This is a genomic window from Modestobacter sp. DSM 44400, from assembly GCF_900107175.1.
Taxonomy (GTDB): Bacteria; Actinomycetota; Actinomycetes; order Mycobacteriales; family Geodermatophilaceae; genus Modestobacter.
In genome coordinates, this window is sequence record NZ_FNOZ01000064.1 from 1 (window position 1) to 16,586 (window position 16,586).

The 16,586-nt window shown below is 71.3% G+C and carries 16 protein-coding genes and 1 pseudogene; 3 read left to right on the plus strand and 14 right to left on the minus strand.

The annotated features are described in order from the left end of the window. A pseudogene (locus tag BLW04_RS22370) lies at positions 1-296 on the plus strand (IS256 family transposase); the annotation flags it as partial. Positions 297-905: 609 nt separating this feature from the next. Here the strand turns inward: BLW04_RS22370 and BLW04_RS22380 are convergent. From BLW04_RS22380 to BLW04_RS22415, 9 genes are all read right to left on the minus strand, one after another. Next, on the minus strand, positions 906-2,225 hold the full coding sequence (locus BLW04_RS22380) for an MFS transporter (protein ID WP_217631198.1): 1,320 nt from the start codon (positions 2,223-2,225) through the stop codon (positions 906-908). Beyond that, a complete protein-coding gene (locus BLW04_RS22385) occupies positions 2,222-3,565 on the minus strand; it encodes an MBL fold metallo-hydrolase (RefSeq protein ID WP_217631199.1) in 1,344 nt (447 codons plus the stop codon). The genes BLW04_RS22380 and BLW04_RS22385 overlap by 4 nt, the downstream gene beginning before the upstream one ends. A 53-nt stretch (positions 3,566-3,618) precedes the next feature. After that, complete coding sequence (locus tag BLW04_RS22390; protein ID WP_091547605.1) at positions 3,619-3,984, minus strand: DsrE family protein; 366 nt, start codon at positions 3,982-3,984, stop codon at positions 3,619-3,621. A gap of 31 nt (positions 3,985-4,015) precedes the next feature. Beyond that, positions 4,016-4,156 carry a hypothetical protein gene (locus BLW04_RS27070; protein ID WP_175484217.1) on the minus strand — a complete coding sequence of 47 codons (141 nt, stop codon included), beginning with the start codon at positions 4,154-4,156 and terminating at the stop codon, positions 4,016-4,018. 36 nt (positions 4,157-4,192) lie between these two features. After that, positions 4,193-4,804, minus strand: coding sequence for a methyltransferase domain-containing protein (locus tag BLW04_RS22395; protein WP_091547608.1), 612 nt, complete (start codon positions 4,802-4,804; stop codon positions 4,193-4,195). Positions 4,805-4,806: 2 nt separating this feature from the next. Beyond that, positions 4,807-5,478: an ArsR/SmtB family transcription factor gene (locus BLW04_RS22400; protein ID WP_091547611.1), complete on the minus strand. Its 672-nt coding sequence runs from the start codon at positions 5,476-5,478 to the stop codon at positions 4,807-4,809. 360 nt (positions 5,479-5,838) lie between these two features. Further along, positions 5,839-6,024 carry a hypothetical protein gene (locus BLW04_RS22405; RefSeq protein ID WP_091547614.1) on the minus strand — a complete coding sequence of 62 codons (186 nt, stop codon included), beginning with the start codon at positions 6,022-6,024 and terminating at the stop codon, positions 5,839-5,841. A 49-nt stretch (positions 6,025-6,073) separates the two neighbouring features. After that, complete coding sequence (locus BLW04_RS22410; protein WP_091547617.1) at positions 6,074-6,583, minus strand: OsmC family protein; 510 nt, start codon at positions 6,581-6,583, stop codon at positions 6,074-6,076. A gap of 55 nt (positions 6,584-6,638) precedes the next feature. Beyond that, on the minus strand, positions 6,639-9,833 hold the full coding sequence (locus BLW04_RS22415; protein ID WP_091547647.1) for an ATP-binding protein: 3,195 nt from the start codon (positions 9,831-9,833) through the stop codon (positions 6,639-6,641). A 713-nt stretch (positions 9,834-10,546) separates the two neighbouring features. On the opposite strand from BLW04_RS22415, the gene BLW04_RS22425 reads away from it, so the two are divergent. Beyond that, positions 10,547-10,957 carry a transposase gene (locus BLW04_RS22425; protein ID WP_175484218.1) on the plus strand — a complete coding sequence of 137 codons (411 nt, stop codon included), beginning with the start codon at positions 10,547-10,549 and terminating at the stop codon, positions 10,955-10,957. 28 nt (positions 10,958-10,985) lie between these two features. Beyond that, a complete protein-coding gene (locus tag BLW04_RS22430; protein WP_091547626.1) occupies positions 10,986-11,369 on the plus strand; it encodes a transposase in 384 nt (127 codons plus the stop codon). A gap of 179 nt (positions 11,370-11,548) precedes the next feature. Here BLW04_RS22430 and BLW04_RS22435 read toward each other — a convergent pair whose 3' ends face one another. The 5 genes from BLW04_RS22435 to BLW04_RS22455 all read right to left on the minus strand — a co-directional run. Beyond that, a complete protein-coding gene (locus BLW04_RS22435; protein WP_091547628.1) occupies positions 11,549-13,387 on the minus strand; it encodes a bifunctional sugar phosphate isomerase/epimerase/4-hydroxyphenylpyruvate dioxygenase family protein in 1,839 nt (612 codons plus the stop codon). Between the two features lie 22 nt (positions 13,388-13,409). After that, positions 13,410-14,333, minus strand: a complete 924-nt coding sequence (locus BLW04_RS22440) for a shikimate dehydrogenase (protein ID WP_254781890.1) — start codon at positions 14,331-14,333, stop codon at positions 13,410-13,412. 50 nt (positions 14,334-14,383) lie between these two features. Further along, positions 14,384-15,181 (minus strand): hypothetical protein, encoded by a 798-nt coding sequence (locus BLW04_RS22445; RefSeq protein ID WP_091547634.1) that lies wholly within the window; start codon positions 15,179-15,181, stop codon positions 14,384-14,386. A gap of 78 nt (positions 15,182-15,259) precedes the next feature. Then, positions 15,260-16,021, minus strand: coding sequence for an ABC transporter ATP-binding protein (locus tag BLW04_RS22450; RefSeq protein WP_091547637.1), 762 nt, complete (start codon positions 16,019-16,021; stop codon positions 15,260-15,262). Further along, positions 16,018-16,586 (minus strand): ABC transporter ATP-binding protein (locus tag BLW04_RS22455; protein ID WP_139306967.1); only part of this gene is annotated, 569 nt, incomplete at its 5' end. The genes BLW04_RS22450 and BLW04_RS22455, both read right to left, overlap by 4 nt.

Genomic DNA, 16,586 nt, shown 5'->3' on the forward strand with positions numbered 1-16,586 from the left:
CACTGACCGTGCTGCGCCTGGACCTACCGCCCACACTGGCCCGATCGATGCGCTCCACGAACATGATCGAGTCGATGATCTCCATCTGCCGCCAGCACTCGACCAACGTCAAGCGCTGGCGCGACGGGCAGATGGCGCTGCGCTGGTGCGCCGCCGGGATGATCGAGGCAGGCAAGCAATTCCGCCGCGTCAACGGCCACCTGCACCTGCCGGCGCTACGCACCGCCCTCGAGCAGGCCACCGCTGCAACTGTCGTACCCGCCGCGCATGATGGGCCCGTCAGCAACGCCGCCTAGTTGATCAACGGGCCGCTACCGAAGTTCCACGGAACTCGGGACATCCTCGTTGACGATGGAGGGTCGTCGACGGAGAGCGCGTCTAGGCTGGCCTTCTACTGTTTGATGTCGCTGGCCCGTGGTTGCGACGATTGGCCGTTCTGCGGACTATCTGCGGACTCGCTGCGGACCAAGATCTCGTGCGTCAGAGGGACTCGTACCGCTCCCGACCATGCGGAGACGGAGGGGACGGTGCAGGTCCCAGTCTTCGGCCCCGGGCGGCCACCACTTTTCCGGGCTGTCCAGCAGGTGTGGAACCCAGCGAGGCCGAGCGGGAAGCCGCCGCGGCCGAACGGCGGGCCACCATCGAGAACAATAAGGCGATGGCGGCGGCGAACGAGACCCGCCGGGAGTTGATCAACGGCCTGCTGCAGGGGAAGACCCCACCCGACGACGGCGCTGCGGTTCGCCGTCGAAACCATGGCCGCCGACCCGCGGGCGCTGTCCCGGTCGGCCGTCCGGGCAGCCCAACCGCGCACTTGCGGTAGCGGGTCGCCATCCGCTTCGCGAAGCGGTCGCCGAACACCCCGGTCGCATCCGTGGAGGTCGCAGCAGCCGGACACCGCGGCACTATCCCACCGTCGCGGCCGCGGTGGCCCCGCCCGCGCGGCGCGCGTGCGTCTCGTACATCCGCATGGCCACGACGGCGCCGGAGTCGGCGGTGAGCGCGGCGACCACCCAGACGGCGGTGACGATGCCGTAGACGTCGGCGACGAGGCCGGCCAGCAGTGCGCCGACGGCGAATCCGGCGTCGCGCCACAGCCGGTACACACCTACGGAGCGGGCCCGCCAGGCCGGGTGGGCGACGTCGCCGATGACGGCCAGAAGGGTCGGGTAGACCATCGCGGTGCCGGCGCCGAGCAGCACCGCGGCCAGCGCCCAGGTGCTGAAGGTGGTGCCGAGCGCGACCAGGCCGAGGGCTGCGGCCTGCACCCACAGGCCGGTGGTGATGAGCCACTTGCGGCCGAACCGGTCCGACGCGGCGCCGGTGACCAGTTGCCCCAGGCCCCACACAGCCGGGTACAGCGCGGCCAGGACCCCGACCTGGCTGATCGACAGCCCGTGGCTGACGAACAGCAGGGGGAAGAGGCCCCAGGCCAGGCCGTCGTTGAGGTTGTTGACCAGTCCGGCCTGGCTGGCCGCCGACAGCGCCCTCTCCCGGAAGGAGGTGAGCACGACGACCTCGCGGGTGGTCAGCTCGCCGTGCAGGTGGCCGTTCCTGGCGGTGTGCTGGGCCGCCTCGAGGCGGGCGTGGTCGCGGGTCTCCTGCACGGCCAGCGCGGACAGGCCCAGGCCGAGCGCGATCACGGCGGCACCGAACAGGAAGGGTGCCGGGCGGAGCCCGTAGGTGGCGGCCAGCCATCCGGTGACCAGCGCGGCGACGGCGACCGCGCCGTACCCACCGGCCTCGTTGAGGCCGAGGGCCAGGCCGCGGCGGGCCGGGCCGACCAGGTCGATCTTCATGATCACGGTGGTGGACCAGGTGAGTCCCTGGTTGACGCCGAGCAGCACATTGGCGGCGATGATCCACCACCAGTTCGGGCCCCAGATGAGCATGGCCGGCACCGGCAGCGCTATCAGCCAGCCGGCGATCAGCACCGGCTTCCGGCCGAACCGGTCCGACCATGTGCCGGCGAAGAAGTTGGTGACTGCCTTCACCAGCCCGAACGCGACGATGAACAGCAGCCCGGAGCTGAAGCCGGACAGTCGGAACGTCTGCTCGGCGAGCAGCGGCACGACGGTCCGTTCCTGTCCGAGCGTCGCACCGACGAGTGCGTTGACCGCCACGAGCAGGGTGAACTGGGCGAGGTTGGCACGCAGCCCGAGCCGCACCGGTGCGCCGTCCGCCGGCGCCACCGGGGCAGCGGCGCCGGGAACCGGTGAGCTCACGCGCTCACCTCGAGACCGGTGCCGGTTGTCTGCGCCCACTCATCGGCGCCGGCGGTGAGCACCGCGACGTCGGAGTGCCCGGCGCGCTCGAGCACGCTGGCCGCGGTGGTGGCGCGCTCCCCGTGCCCGCACATCGTGACCACCGGCCCGGCCGGAAGGTTGAAGCCGGGCAGTGCCCCGAGCTCGACGTTGCGGGCGGCCGGCAGGTGTCCGCCGGCGTACTCGCTCGCCTGCCGGACGTCGAGGACCCGGGCCGGGTCCACCTGGTCGGCGTCCAGCAGTGCGACGGTGGCGACCGGCTGCCCGGCCGCGGCCCACGAGGCGACGCCAGCAAGCTCGCCGACGAGGCTGTCGTAGCCCACCTTGCGGGCCTGCCAGACGATCTCCTCGGGACCCTGGTCGTCGTTGCGGACGAACACCAGCGGCGTGGCCGGGTCGGGCACCAGCCAGCCCAGCCACGTCGCGAAGGTCGGCCGCAGGGTGTTGGCCAGCGAGCCGGGAACGTGCCCGGCGGCGTAGTCGGCGGGCGGGCGGACGTCGACGACCTCGGCGCCCGCGGCCCACATCACCTGCTCGACCGTCAGCGGCGCCAGGCCGTTGCCGGCCGGTGGGAGTGCCGGCCCGCGGCGGTTGACCTCGGCCAGTCGCAGGAAGTAGGGCGGGAACGTGCCCAGGCTGGCGAGCAGCCTGGTGACGAACGCGTCCTCGTCGGGTGCGGCCAGCAGCGGGTTGGTCGCCTTCTCCCTGCCGATGGTGGTGGTCCGCTCCGCACCGGGCGGCGCGGAGCAGAACGAGCCGGCGCCGTGCGTCGGCCACACCGGGGTGTCGTCGGGCAGAGTGGCCGGCCGCTGCAGCGAGGCGTACTGGGCGCGGGCCAGCGGCTCGGTCTGGTCCGGGGAGACGAGATCGGTGCGGGCCGCGGCGCCGACGATCAGCGATCCGCCGGTGAACACCCCCAGCGACCGGTCGCCGTCCAGGAGCAGGTAGGCGACGTGCTCGCCGGTGTGGCCGGGGGTGGCCCAGGCCCGCAGGGTCAGCCCACCGAGGTCGACCTCGTCACCGTCGCCGAGCCCGGTGTGCGGGAATTCCCGCCCGCCGGTCGCCGACCCGTAGATCGCGGCGCCGTCGCGGGCGGCGAGCCGGGTCGCGCCGGAGAGGAAGTCGGCGTGCAGATGGGTGTCGGCCGCGGCCACCACACGTAGCCCGCACCGCTCAGCCGCGGCGTCGACCGCGCGCAGATCCCGGCTGGCGTCGACCACCAGCGCCCGGCCGTCGCCGATCTCGACGAGGTAGCTGCTGTTGCCCAGCCCGCTGTCGACCAGCGGAGCGACATGGACCACAACGACCCCCTCCTCGCGGACCGGCGACGGCCGCGGCTCGTGCCCCGACCTGGTCAGTAGCTGAATGTGGTGGCCGCTTCGTCGCCGATCCACTTCCACATCGGGACGGTGCCGGCGAGTTCAGCGTTCGAGACGAGGTCGCCCTTGTCCAGCTTCTTCGCGTCGAAGCAGATCGGACAGACATAGAAACGGCCGCCCGCCTCGGCGTAGCGCCGCAGCAGGTCAGGCAGCGGCGGGCAGCCCTCGCAAGCAACCCCCACCGCGACTCCATTCAGCGCCAGCCGTACCGCCTCCTTGGTCAGGAACATCAGCGTCGGACGACCGGATTCGGCTGCGCCGACGGAAACCAGGAACGCGACGGTGACCTTCTCGGCGTCTTCCAGGCCGGTGGTCAGGCTGATGACGGCCTTGTTGGACATGGTGGGACTCCTTCTCGGGTGGTTGGATCTACTAGGAATCGGGCGGCTTGCGTGCCAGGAATGAGTAGCCGTAGACCTCATAGGCCCGGGCGTTGGTCTCACCGCCGGCGCCGCCGAAAGTGTCGACCGGCTCGCCGATGGCGATATCGGTGAAGCCGATCTCGGTGAGCATCTTCTGCCAGCCCGCACGGGGCAGCCCGCCGGCTATCTAGCCGGTCCACAGGTCGATGTCGCGTAGCGCGCCCTCCGGCACCGGGAGGCCGTTCGCGATGTCGGCGAACTGCAGCCAGCCGCCTGGCCGGAGCACCCGGCGGATCTCAGAGAGCACGGCGTGCTTGTCGGCGCACAGGTTGATGACGCCGTTGGAGATGACGACATCGGCCCAGGAGTCCTCCACGGGCAGTGACTCGGCGAGGCCACTGCGGAACTCGACCTGGTCGAACCCCAGCTCGGCGGCGGTCGCCGTTGACTTCTCCAGCATCTCCGTGGTCATGTCCACGCCGACGACCTGGCCGGCGGGCCCCACCTGCCGGGCGGCGAGGAAGGAGTCGAACCCGGCGCCCGAGCCGACATCGACCACGCGCTCACCCGGAGCGAGCCGACGCAGCGCGAAGGGATTGGCCACCCCGGCGAACGATTCGACGGCGCGATCCGGGAGAGCGGCCACGGCGTCGTCCTCGTACCCGAGCCGCCGCGCCAATCCCCGTCCGGTGTGGAAGTGGAAAGTCCGCGCGGGATCTACCGCGACCTCTCGGTACTTGTGCTTCACCTGCTCGCGGAGTGCCACCGGATCCACCAGCAGATCTGGGGTGCTCGCCATGGTCAGCCCCTCTCCCCGGCCACCACCGGCAGACCGGCACGCTTCCATTCGGGGAACCCGTCCTCCAGTCGCCGCGCGCGGTAACCGTGGCGGTCGAGTTCGCGGACGGCATCGTCGGCGTAAACGCAGTACGGCCCCCGGCAGTACGCCACGACCTCGGTGTCCTTCGGCAGTTCGCTGAGGCGGCGCTCCACCTCGCCGGGCAGGATCGACCACGCGCCCGGAATGTGGCCGGCCGCGAACTCCGGAGCCGGTCGGACGTCGATGACGATCGCTTGGCCAGTCGCGACGAGCGCCGCCAGCTCCGCCCGGTCGACGCTCCTGAGTTCGCTCCGATCACCCACGTAGGCCGCGGCCACGTCGTCGAAACCGGCGACATGTTCGACAGCGACGCCCCGGAGTGCCGCCCACAGCTCCGCCACCCGGTCACTCGAGAGCCGGTAATAGATCCGCGCGCCCTCCCGCCGGGTGGACACCAGACCGGCGCGGGCCAGCGTCCGCAGGTGGTGCGATGTATTGGCCACGCTCTGCGCCACCTCACCGGCGACCTCGTCGACCGATCGCTCACCCTGGGCAAGAACGTCCACGATCTCGGCGCGACGGCCACTCGCCAACGCCCGAGCCGTCTCGGCGAAGGCGTCATAGAGCGAGTCTTTGGCGGCACGTCGGCTCATGGCCAGACCGTCCCGCCACCTAGCTCGTTTGTCAAGAGATCGTTTGATCGTTTGATCGTCGACTCGCCCCTTTCCGAGAGCGTCACGTCACGGGCGCGCTTGCGGCCCCTCTAGAACCCGACCCAGCGATCCCGGCGCAGTGAGCTGGCGCCCCCTCGAGATGGCTGGCGACATCCACGGCCGCGCCAGCCTCCGCCGCGAATCCACGACCCAGTTAGCGCGCGGGCAGGCGTCGCGCGGCTGCCCGGCCTCCAGCTTTCTCGCGTCGACAGGGGGCCAGTCCGCTGCGCTGCCGGCCGGCCACCTCGGTGGCGAAGGCGGCCACCGCCCGGGCGAATTCATCGGGTCGCTCGGCGTAGGTCACATGCCCCGAGCCCGCCAACTCGATGGAGCGAGCGTCGGGTAGGCCCGGACCAGCGTCGCGGCGATGGCGCGCAGCGCCGGGTGACTCTTGTCGCCGGCGATCACGAGGCACGGCAGGTTGATGGGCGCCGCCTCCTCGACGGCGAGTAGGTAGGGCGGGCCGCCGAGTTCGGCGAGCATCATCGGCGCGTTGCCGCGGTAGCGGTCCTTGGCGGGCTCTGGCTGGCCGAAGTCAGCGCACGGACAGGGCGGTCGTGACAGTGACCGGATTGGTGAACACGTCGAGAACGGGGCAGTGGGCGTCGACAGCTCGCTTGAGATCCTCGTACCGCTCGCGCGGCTCGGGTCCACTGAGCCCCACGGTCACACGGACGTCGCTGAACCCGGGTCGCACTCCGTCCCGGAGGCCGAAGATTCCCTGGATGTCGAGGGCGCCCTGGATGTCGACCGTGACGTCGTCGATCCGGATGCCGAGCTTCTCCGACCAGAACCGGTAGGTCTGGGCCTGGCAGGCGCCAAGTGCGGCAAGGGCGATCTGCACGGGGTTGGGGCCGAGGCCGGTGCCTCCGAGCACGGGCGGTTGGTCGGACTTGACCACCTGATCGTTCAGCTGGACGTCGACCTCGTGGACACCGATCAGGGCGCAGTCGGCGGTGACGTTGACGGCGGCGATGCTTGGGTCGGCCGCGATTGCAGCCGCGGTCCCCTGCAGAAGGGTGTTCACGTCGGTTTGCGTAGACATGATGGTTGCTCCTTCGGGACTGTCCAGTGGAGTTGCTGGATGCCACCCGAAGGTCTCAGCCGGGCGTTCCTGAAACGTTCCCCGCGATCGGTCCGCGCATGGGCGGAGCCGAGCAACCTAGAGGCGCCAGGCAACGCGCCTCGTCGAGGGGTTGGCCGCACTCCCTGAATCCGTCGGCGGCGGTGCGGAAATGCGCGTCGGCGCCGCCGACGTCCCCGGTCGCGAGGGCGAGGTGACCCTTGACCTCCTCGATCGCGGCGTTCCAGGCGGGTAGGCGCATCACCACGGTGGCCAGGAACTCCGCAGTCTCCGCGTGCTGCCTGGCGCGGTCGAGATGGCCACCCCGGGCCGCCGCGATCGCCGCCGGCACGACGAAGGTGATCCGGCAGCCGGGGCAGGTCTCCCGGGGGCCGCGGACCGCCGACTCGGCCTCCTCCAGCGCCACCAGGGCGGAGGAGGGGTCTGTGGCAGCGGTGATTCTCGTTCCGTAGATGCGGTCGAACAGGTGAAAGCCGACGTCGGACTCGCGGGCTACGGCGAGCGCCTCGTCGATGAGCGCGACGGCGTCTGCTGTGCGGCCTCTGTACAGCGCGACCTCGGCCCGCCGCTGCAGTGCCAGGGCCTCGCCCACGGCGGCGCCGATGGCGCGGTTGAGCCGGGCAGCGGTACGGAGATCCGCGTCGGCCTGGTCGAGCCGGCCCGACAGCAGCCTCGCCTCTCCCCGCAAGGTCAAGGCGAAGGCGTGCCCGCGGGCGGCGCCGAGGCGCTCGGCCTCAGCAGCGAGCGAGTCGGCGAACGCGACCACGTCCGGGTAGGGCCGCGCTCCGTACAGCAGCCGTTGGGTGATGCACAGCTGCCCGTCGAAGACGCTGATCGCCAACTTGTCGAGCGCGTGGGTCTCGCGGAGGTCCGCCTGCACGCTGCCGCGCAGGTCCCCGCGGGCGTGCGCGGCGGCCGCCTGCGCCCACGACGCCACCACCAGGGCCGAAGTGTCGCCCGACTGCAGGGCCAAACGGCGGCTCTCGGCGGCCTTTCGCGTGCCCAGCTCCGGATCGGCGAACCCCAGGGCGGCGGCGCCACTGAGTGTGAGCGCTTGGGCGAGTCGCCCTTCAACGGTTACCGGGTGGGCTGTTGCCAGGGTCTGAAGGGCTCCGGGGGGATCACCGAGCTTGATCTGGGCCAGTGCCTGCTTCGCCAGGAGCTCGTGTGCGGCCGGTTCCCCGACGGCGCGCGCCGCGGCAGCGTAGGCCGCCGGGGCGCCGAGGTCTCCGAGCGCGTCGAGCGCCTCGGCCCGGAGGCAGAGTGCTTCCCCGTGGTCAGGTGCGTGGGCCAGGAGGCGGTCCAGCTCACTCAGCGCGTCGGTGAACGCACCGAGCTTGACCGCCTGCCGGGCCGCGGCCAGGAGCCAGCCCGAGGCTTCGTCCGGGCGGCGGCCCTCCAACCAGTGGTGGGCGATCAGGGCGGGTGCGGCCCCCGCGTCCGTCAAGCGGCGAGCGGTGTCGCGGTGGATGACGATCCGGCGGTGCGGTGGGACCTGCTCGATGAGGGCCTGGCGGACCAGCTCGTGTCGGAAGCGGTAGCGGGCCCGGGAGACGACCAAGGTCCCGGCTTGTAGTGCAGCGTCGAGCAGTGCGAACGCGTCGGGCTCGGGCAGCCCGGTCAGCGCCGACGCATCGGCCGGGTCCAGGTCGTCGCCGGCCACCGCGAGCCGGCGCAGGGTTTCGGTGGTGGTGTCGTCGACGTCGAGGAACCGCGCGGTGACCGCACCCCAGACCGACGGCCCAATCGTCAGAGGCTGATCGGCGGAGATGCCGCGGGCCAACTCGAGGGTGAAGAACGGGTTGCCCTCTGCCATCGCCGCGATCCGGGCTATGGAGCCGGTATTCGGCTTCTTCGATGCTGCTGCCTCCACCAGCGCGACCACCTCATGACGATCCAGTGGCCCCAGGTCGATCTCCAGTGACCGTCCGGTCCGGGTCAAGCCGGCGACGCCCTTAGCCAGGGTCGGCCGGGCGAGCTCGGGACGGTAGGCGAGGACGACGACGAGCGGCAATCCACCGCCGGCGTGGGCGAGGTGCGCGCACGCCTCCGCTGTCGCGTCGTCCGCGAGGTGCGCGTCATCAATGAGGAGCATGACCCCGACGACGTTGCTGCACGCCGTGACCAGCCGGCGGAAGGCGCCGATCACCATGTGCCGGGTAAGCCCGCCCCGCGGCGGCTGGCCGGGCCCGGCCAGCGGGGTCAGCTCACCCAGTGTCGAACGCGTTCTCTCGCCGACGGCATCGAGCAGTGTGCGGTCGCGGCTCACAAGCTGATCGACGGCGTTCGCGAGAGCTGCATAGGGCCCGCTGGCCAGGCTAGCCACGACCGGAACCACTAGCCACCCTCCCGTACCGGCCGAGGAAGCGATCTGCCCGCACAACGCGGACTTGCCGATACCAGCCGGTCCACGCACGACCAGCGCACCCAGCCCACCCCGTCCCGCGGCCTCGAGGGCGACGGTGGCCCGGGCCAGCTCCACCTGGCGCCCCACGAAGGTCGTCGCACCGCGCCTGAGCCCGGCCACGCAGCGCTGGTACAACGTCTGGCTCTCCGGACCCGGTGGAAGGCCGAGCTCGCGTTGCAGGTTGGTCCGGAGCCGCCCGTACCACCTGATCGCGGCATGTCGGTTGCCGTCGGCGAGCGCGGCCCGGATGAGCTCCCGGTAAGCCCGCTCGTCGGACGGCTCAACCTCGACGAGCCGATCCCACTGTCCGGCCATCCGCAGCAGCTCGACGTAAAGCGACCTCAGCTGCCCCCGCCGGGCCTGCGTCCACTCCTCGTAGAGGGAATCAGGAAGCAGGTCGCCGCTGTACTCTGCGGCCGCCACGGCACAGGCAACACCGTCCCGTGAGCGCAGTGCAGCGTCGGCTTTGCGCTCGAAGCGGGCGACGTCGGTTTGGACCTGCAGCGTCGGGAAGAGTGCGACCCGGCCGCCGCTGAGGACCACGGCGTCCCCATGACCCAGTGCTCGGCGAGCGTGATGAGCGGCCTTGCGCAGGTTCGCGCCACCCGCCTCAGGCCCGAGGTGCGGCCAGAGGGCGTCGACGACCTGATCCTTCAGGAGCCGGTGGCCGTCGGCCAGGGCGAGAAGCTGGACAAGCTCGGCGGACCGGCGGCCGGGCCACGCGCAGCTGGGGACCTCCTGGCCGACGACGACCCGGAAGGTCCCGAGCAGCTCCACGCGTACGCCAGGGCGGGAAGCGTTCATCACCACTCCTAACGGTCCGCTAGGTGGCGAGACGAGGATAACGATTTCCGACGCCCGAGCCGATCGCGTCCCGTGGGGTGGTGTAGCTCGTCGCGTGTTGCTCTGCAGGTGTCCGTGAGCGGCCCATTCAGGGACAGCTTCACCTCGTTTGGACGCGCGGACAAGGGTGGGGGCCCCGGACGGCCAGCGCAGGGTCAAGGGCGGCGTCCCAGCAGGGCGGCACTGATGCTGTCGTCGAGCCATTGCTCGTACATGCGCGCGCTCCACCCGCGTTCGAGAACGAGCAGTCGGTACACCTCGGGTGAGATGAGGGTCCAGACCACGTCGTGTGCGTGCTCCCGGGTCAGCCGGGGTGTGAGCGCACCCAGTCAGGCGAGGTGGTCGGTGAACGTTGTCGCGCCGAAGAGTCGTTCGCGGCTGATGGTGGCGGCGAGCTCGGCCAACTCGGGATCCGCGCTCCGTGCCGCGGACAGTAGCGCCGCTGCGAGCGGCCCGACTCGGGATATGAGGTCGCGGGAGATCGCGGCGTAGTGCTCAACCGCCCGATGTGGGTCGGTCCGCGTCGGGCGGCCGGGGCAGCGGTCGCCGCCGGCGTCTCGGTGAGCGCCGCGGTCCGCGCCCACGGCTGAGCTGGCCGACCGTGCATGACATGTTCATCGCCCACGCCGAGGCGCTGCTGGCTGAACCCGGCCCCGTGCGGGTGCTCGGCATCGATGAGACGCGCCGGGGCCGCCCGGTCTGGACCCAGGACAGCGTCACCGGCAAGTGGACGGTGTCGGAGCGGTTCGAGACAACTTCGTCGACCTGGCCGGCGAGCAGGGACTGCTCGGCAGACCGCCGGACGCAGCAAGGCCGCCGTCACCGACTGGCTGGACACCCTCGGGCAGGAGTGGAAGGACGCCGTGGCCGTGGTGGCGATGGACCCCTGTGCCAGCTATCGGGCCGCGGTGCGCGAGGCGCTGCCGCACGCGCTCATCGTCGCCGATCACTTCCACCTCGTGCGGCTGGCCAACCAGGCACTCACCGACGTGCGTCGACGGGTCACCTGGGACACCCACGGCCGCCGCGGACGCAAGCACGACCCGGCGTGGGCGGCTCGCCGGCGGCTGCTCCGCGGCCCGTGAACGGCTGCGACCCGAGCAGTTCGCCAAGATGTGGAACGGCCTGGTCGACGGCGACCCCAGCAGCCAGATCCTCACCGCCTGGATCGCCAAGGAAGAACTCCGGGCGCTGCTGGCCACTCGCCGCACCGGCGGACATCGACACGAAGTCTCCCGAGGGCTGCACCGGTTCAACGTCTGGTGCGCCGACTCCCGCCTGCCCGAACTCGAACGCCTGGCCGGCACGATCGAGGCCTGGTGGCCCGAAGTCCTCGGCTTCCTGCAGACCGGCATCACCAACGCCGGAACCGAGAGCATGAACCGCACCGTGAAGACCGCCGCGCGCACCGCCTACGGCTTCCGCAACCTCGACAACCAGCGCCGCCGGGTACGGTTCGCCCGCGCCCGGGGACACCGCCGGGCCACCGCCTGCTGAAGGTCACTTCCCCCTCAAGTTCGAAGAGCCGTCATACTTACTCGCCCCGAGCCAAGATCCTCGTAGTACCGCAGCTGGAGACGGGATCGCCCGACCGGATGCTGTGCTGACGCCACCACTGGCGGAGGTCGGCCGCTCCCCCGGTGGCGGGCGCGGGTCCCGACGGCACCGTCACCGCGCTACCCGCGCGGGGCACTCCCCGCCGCAAGCCGCGCCCGGCGGTGCGCCGCCATGCGGACCGGGGCGTTCGCTGCTCCATGACCGTCGTATCCACCGAATCGCTGCACGACCTCGAAGAAGACCCGGCCACCGAGCACGGCCGTCGCCAGGTGCAGGTAGCTGCCGTGGGCGTCCTCGTCATACATCAGGCCGTGTTCGCGGACGGCGACGCTCAGCTCGGCACCGAGATCGACCCGCGCCTCGATGTCGTCGGCGTAGTTGGCCGGCACGGCCAGGAGGGGGGCGCCGCTGGCACGCAACGCCCGCGCGGTCTCGACGATGTCCCGGGTGGTGAAGGCGACGTACTGCGGGTCGGGCACGCCGGGCGCCCAGGGCCCCCGGCGCAGCACGGCTGCACTGAGGGCCAGCCGCACCGCGTGATCGGGGCGGGTGACCGCACGACTGCGGACAAGCCCGAACGGGGCGGCGAACTCGTCGACCGCTTGCGGTTCCAGCCCCAGCACGACCCGATAGAACAGACCCGCTTCGTCGAACCAGTCGAAGGGCTGGCTCAGCCCCACATGGTCGACACCGTTCAGCCCCGCCCCTGGCCCCTCCTCCGCGCCGGTGGGCAAGAAGTCCGCGAGCCAGCCGTCCACGCTGGTGCGGGTAAAAAAGATCTGGGTGCCGTCGGGCGCGGCGATGGCCGACAACTCAGCCTCGCTGATCCCGGGGCTACGGGGCAGCACCGGCGCCAGCAACGCCTCCGCGCGCTCGGCCGACCGCCCCGGGTCCGTGCTCTCCAGCCCGAGCGCGGCGATGGAGGCGACACCGACGTCCGTCGCCGGCTCGGCGGAGGCATTGAGCAGAAGGCGTACCTGCCCTTGAGCCCACAACTGCACGGGCTTGGACCGATGCGCGCCCGTGTGGGTGAAACCCAGGGCGTCGAGAACCGCGGCGACCTGCGGGCCGGAGACGCGGTCGACGGCCAGCTCGGTGAAGGAGTGGCCGGTCAGCTCCGGGGCGGAGGGCGGCAGGCCCGCTCCGGTCGGGCATCCCCGGGCCGCCGCCGCTTCCTCCAGCCAACGCAGCGAGCGCATGGCGTCGATCGCCGCCCGGGCCGGGTCGGCCTGCCGGTACACGTCATTGAACACTTCGAGGGACAGCGGGCCGGTGTAGCCGGCCGACAGCGCACAGCCCAGGAAGTGCGGCAGATCGAAGGCGCCCTGACCGGGAAACAGCCGGTGGTGCCGGCTCCACTGCAGCACGTCCATGCGCAGGTGCGGGGCGTCGGCCAGCTGCAGGAAGAACAGACTCGCACTGGGCACGGCCGCGAACCCGGCAGGGTCCCCATTGCGGGAGAGAACGTGGAAGCTGTCCAGGCACAGCCCCAGCTCCGGCGCTCCCGCCCGCCGCACGACCTCCCACGAGCGGTCCCACTCCGACACGTAGGTGCCCCAGGCGAGGGCTTCGTAGGCGATCCGCAGCCCGCGTTCGCCGGCCCGCGTTGCGGTCGTCGCCAACTGCTCGGCGAGTTGGTCGAGGTCGGCAACGGCGTCGCTCGCGACCGAGGAACACACCAGCACCGTCGGAGTGCCCAACTGCTCCATGACGTCGAACTTGCGCTCGGCCCGCCGCAGGTTGCGCGCGAAACGCCCGGGGTCTGTCGAGTCCAGGTCGCGGAAGGGCTGGTAGAGATCGATCGTCAGACCCAGGTCGGCGCACCGCGCGGCCACTTCGGACGGCGACCACGGCGAGGCGATCAGGTCGGGCTCGAACAGCTCGACACCGTCAAAGCCTGCCCGCGCCGCCGCGGTGAGCTTGTCCTCCAGCGTGCCGGACAGGCATACCGTGGCCATTGCCCGGCGGCGGGAAGGCAAGTCAGTCGACACTGACGTCGCCCGCTGACCGCTCCACCAGCTCAGCGAAGTGAGCGAGCATCCGCCCCGCGTCCGGCTCGAGCCCGGTGAACAGCCGGAAGGAGTCCACCGCCTGGAAGACCGCCATCCCCCCGCCGTCCAGGACTCGGCAGCCCAGCGCCGCTGCCGTGCGGACGAGCTGGGTCTGCAGAGGCCGGTAGACGACGTCGGCTACCCACATCCGCGGCTGCAGCAGCTCCGCCGGCAGAGGCAGACCGGGATGCGCCGCCATTCCAGTGGGTGTGGCGTGGACCAGCCCGTCCGCGCTCGCCATCGCCTGCGGGAGCCCGGTCAGGTCACCACCGCTGGCGCGCCCGGCACCGAATCTGCTGGACACCGCCGCTGCCACGGCCCCCGCTCGCTGAGCGTTGACGTCCAGCACCGTCAGGTGCCCGACTCCGCAGGTCAGCAGGGCGTGCGCGACCGCCGATCCGGCACCGCCGGCACCGAGCAGGACGACGCGGTCGCGGGCCACGTCGGGAAGGCCGCGGTCGAAGGCGTGCGCGAAGCCGGACCAGTCGGTGTTGTGCCCAATCGCGCGTCCGCCCCGCAGCACGACCGTGTTGACCGCACCCAGCTCGGCGGCGGCCGGGGACAACTCGTCGAGGTGCTCGAGCACCACCTGCTTGCAGGGATGGGTGATGTTCAGCCCGTCGTATCCAGCCAGCCGTACCGCGGCCAGCAGCTCGCCGACGGCCGTCGGGGGCATCTGCAGCCGGTCCAGGTCCAGCCGGCGGTACAGGTAGCGGACGCCCAGCTCTTCGGCCTCCCGCTCATGCAGGGGCGGACTCAACGACGGTCCGATGCCGCTGCCGACCAGGCCGACCAGGAATCCAGGGGAACTGAGGGCCACGTGCCGGCCACCACGCTTTCTGTCGAAGCTCAACTGCCGGTCTGCTGCGCCCTGTGGAGCCGAAGGTGCGATGCCGACTGCGGTCATGTCGCACTCAGGCGCCGTGCGCGCGCCCGCGGATGTTCCAGCATCCGGTCGACGACCTCGTGGAGGGCAACCAGCCGCGGTCGGTGGTCAGCGACGACCAGGCCGAGCGAGTCGTCGCCCCCGATCGCCACCGGGACGTGTGGGGGCAACGTGGCCAGCAGCCCGGCCGCGAGCTCACCGCTTGCCGCTACCTGGCGTGCACTCAGCCGGATGTAGCCGAGGTGCTCCAGGACCGAGTCGACGGCTGCCTCGACCTCCGCGGGGGAAGTGTCCGAGACCTGCACGTCCAACACGAGCCCACCGCGGCTGGGCGCCACCACGGAGACGGCGTCGGCCACGAGGTCCGGCCGGGTGACCGGCACCGGAGCGAGGAGCGGGCGGAGGCGGAAGGGGCGCGCCTGTTCGGCCAGCTGGCCGAACACGTCGACCCGCTCAGCAAGGCTGCGACCGGCAGGCCAACCGGGTGCGCCGAACCGGGCAGTCACGAACTGCGCCCCGAACCGCGCCCCGAGGTCCAGGACCCGCCCGTGGAAGGCGTGCACGTCGTCGCGGGGCAGCGGGCCGTCGAGCTGCACGCGCCCGACGTCCAGCACGCTCACCCGGGTCTCGAGGAGGAGGTCGATCAGCCGGGCCAGGTGGCGCTCACCCGCCCCGCCGGACCACCACTGCTCAACCTCCTCCACGGCCCCGACGTGCAGTCCGATGGAGTCCCAGCCGGTGGAGGGGAGGAGCTCGACCAGGTCCACGGGGTCCAGCGGATGGACGACGGACTGGTGGACGGCCATGCGGTTCACTCAACCCACCTCCTGTTCTCTCGTCTGCGGGCCCGGGCCGGCGTCGCATCCGGGCCGGGAGCGCGATCGGCGTCCGGCTCAGATGCCCAGGTAAATGCGCCTGACGTCGGGGTCCGTGCGCAGCTCCTCGACCTGCCCGGTCTTGACCACCTGTCCGTGCTCCATGACCAGGCAACGGTCGACCGCCTCGAAGCACAGCCGGGCGTTCTGCTCGACCAACAGGATGCTCAAACCGGTGGAGTGCAGGCGCTGCAGCACCGACAGGATGTCCTCGACCAGGATCGGCGACAGTCCCATCGACGGCTCGTCACAGACCATGAGGCTGGGGCGCGACATCAACGCCCGGCCCATCGCGAGCATCTGCTGCTGGCCGCCCGACAGTGCACCGGCCAGCCGGGACCGCATCTCACCCAGCACAGGAAAGAGTTCGTAGACCTCCGCCGCCTGTTCCTTGATCGCGGCGTCCCACTTGCGGACGTAGGCGCCCAGGAACAGGTTCTTCTCCACCGACAGGCCAGGGAACACATGCCTGCCCTCGGGCACGTAGCCGATGCCCAGCCGGACCATCCGGCTGGCCGGCGTGCGCAGCAGGTCCGTGCCGCCGTAACGCATCGACGTGCCCTGCCGCGCCACAAGACCCAGGACCGCCTTCAGCGTCGAGGTCTTGCCTGCGCCGTTGGCGCCGATGATGCCGACTGCCTCCCCGGGCGCCACGTCGAACGTCGTTCCGTGCACCGCCTGCACGCCGCCGTAGTGGACCTGCAGCCCCTCCACGTGCAGCGTCTCCGGCGTCCCCGTCAGCCGATCGGCCGCCTGCTCCTGCTGTGCCGCTTTCCTCATCGCCCTGCCTCCGTGTCCGTTGTCGTCGGCTGGAGCTCGTCGTCGGGCTCCCCGGTGCCGCCGAGGTAGGCCCGGATGACTTCCGGGTCGTTCGCCACCACGGCCGGCACGTCGTCGGCGATGACGACACCACCGGCCAGCACGGTGACCCGGTCACACAGCGACATCACCAGGGCCATGTTGTGCTCGATGAGGACGACCGTGGTGCCGCGGTCGCGCACGTCCCGCACAATGCTGGCCAACTGGCTGGTCTCCTGCTGGTTCAGCCCCGCCGCCGGCTCGTCGAGCAGGAGCAGCCGCGGCGAGGATGCCATCGCTCGGGCGATCTCCACGCGCCGCTGGGTGCCGTAGGGGAGCTCGCCGGGGATGGCGGCGGCGACGTCAGCGAGGCCGTACTGGACCAGGATCTCCTCCGCCTGCCGGCGCAGCTCCCGTTCGGCCCGCCATACTCCGAAAGGCCAGAGGACGTAGCGCCAGGACCATCCGAATCGGGTGCGGTCCAGCGCCACGAGGATGTTGGAGGTTGTCCCGGGTCTCGTGGAAGTTGAGGTGGCGGTCCCCCGCC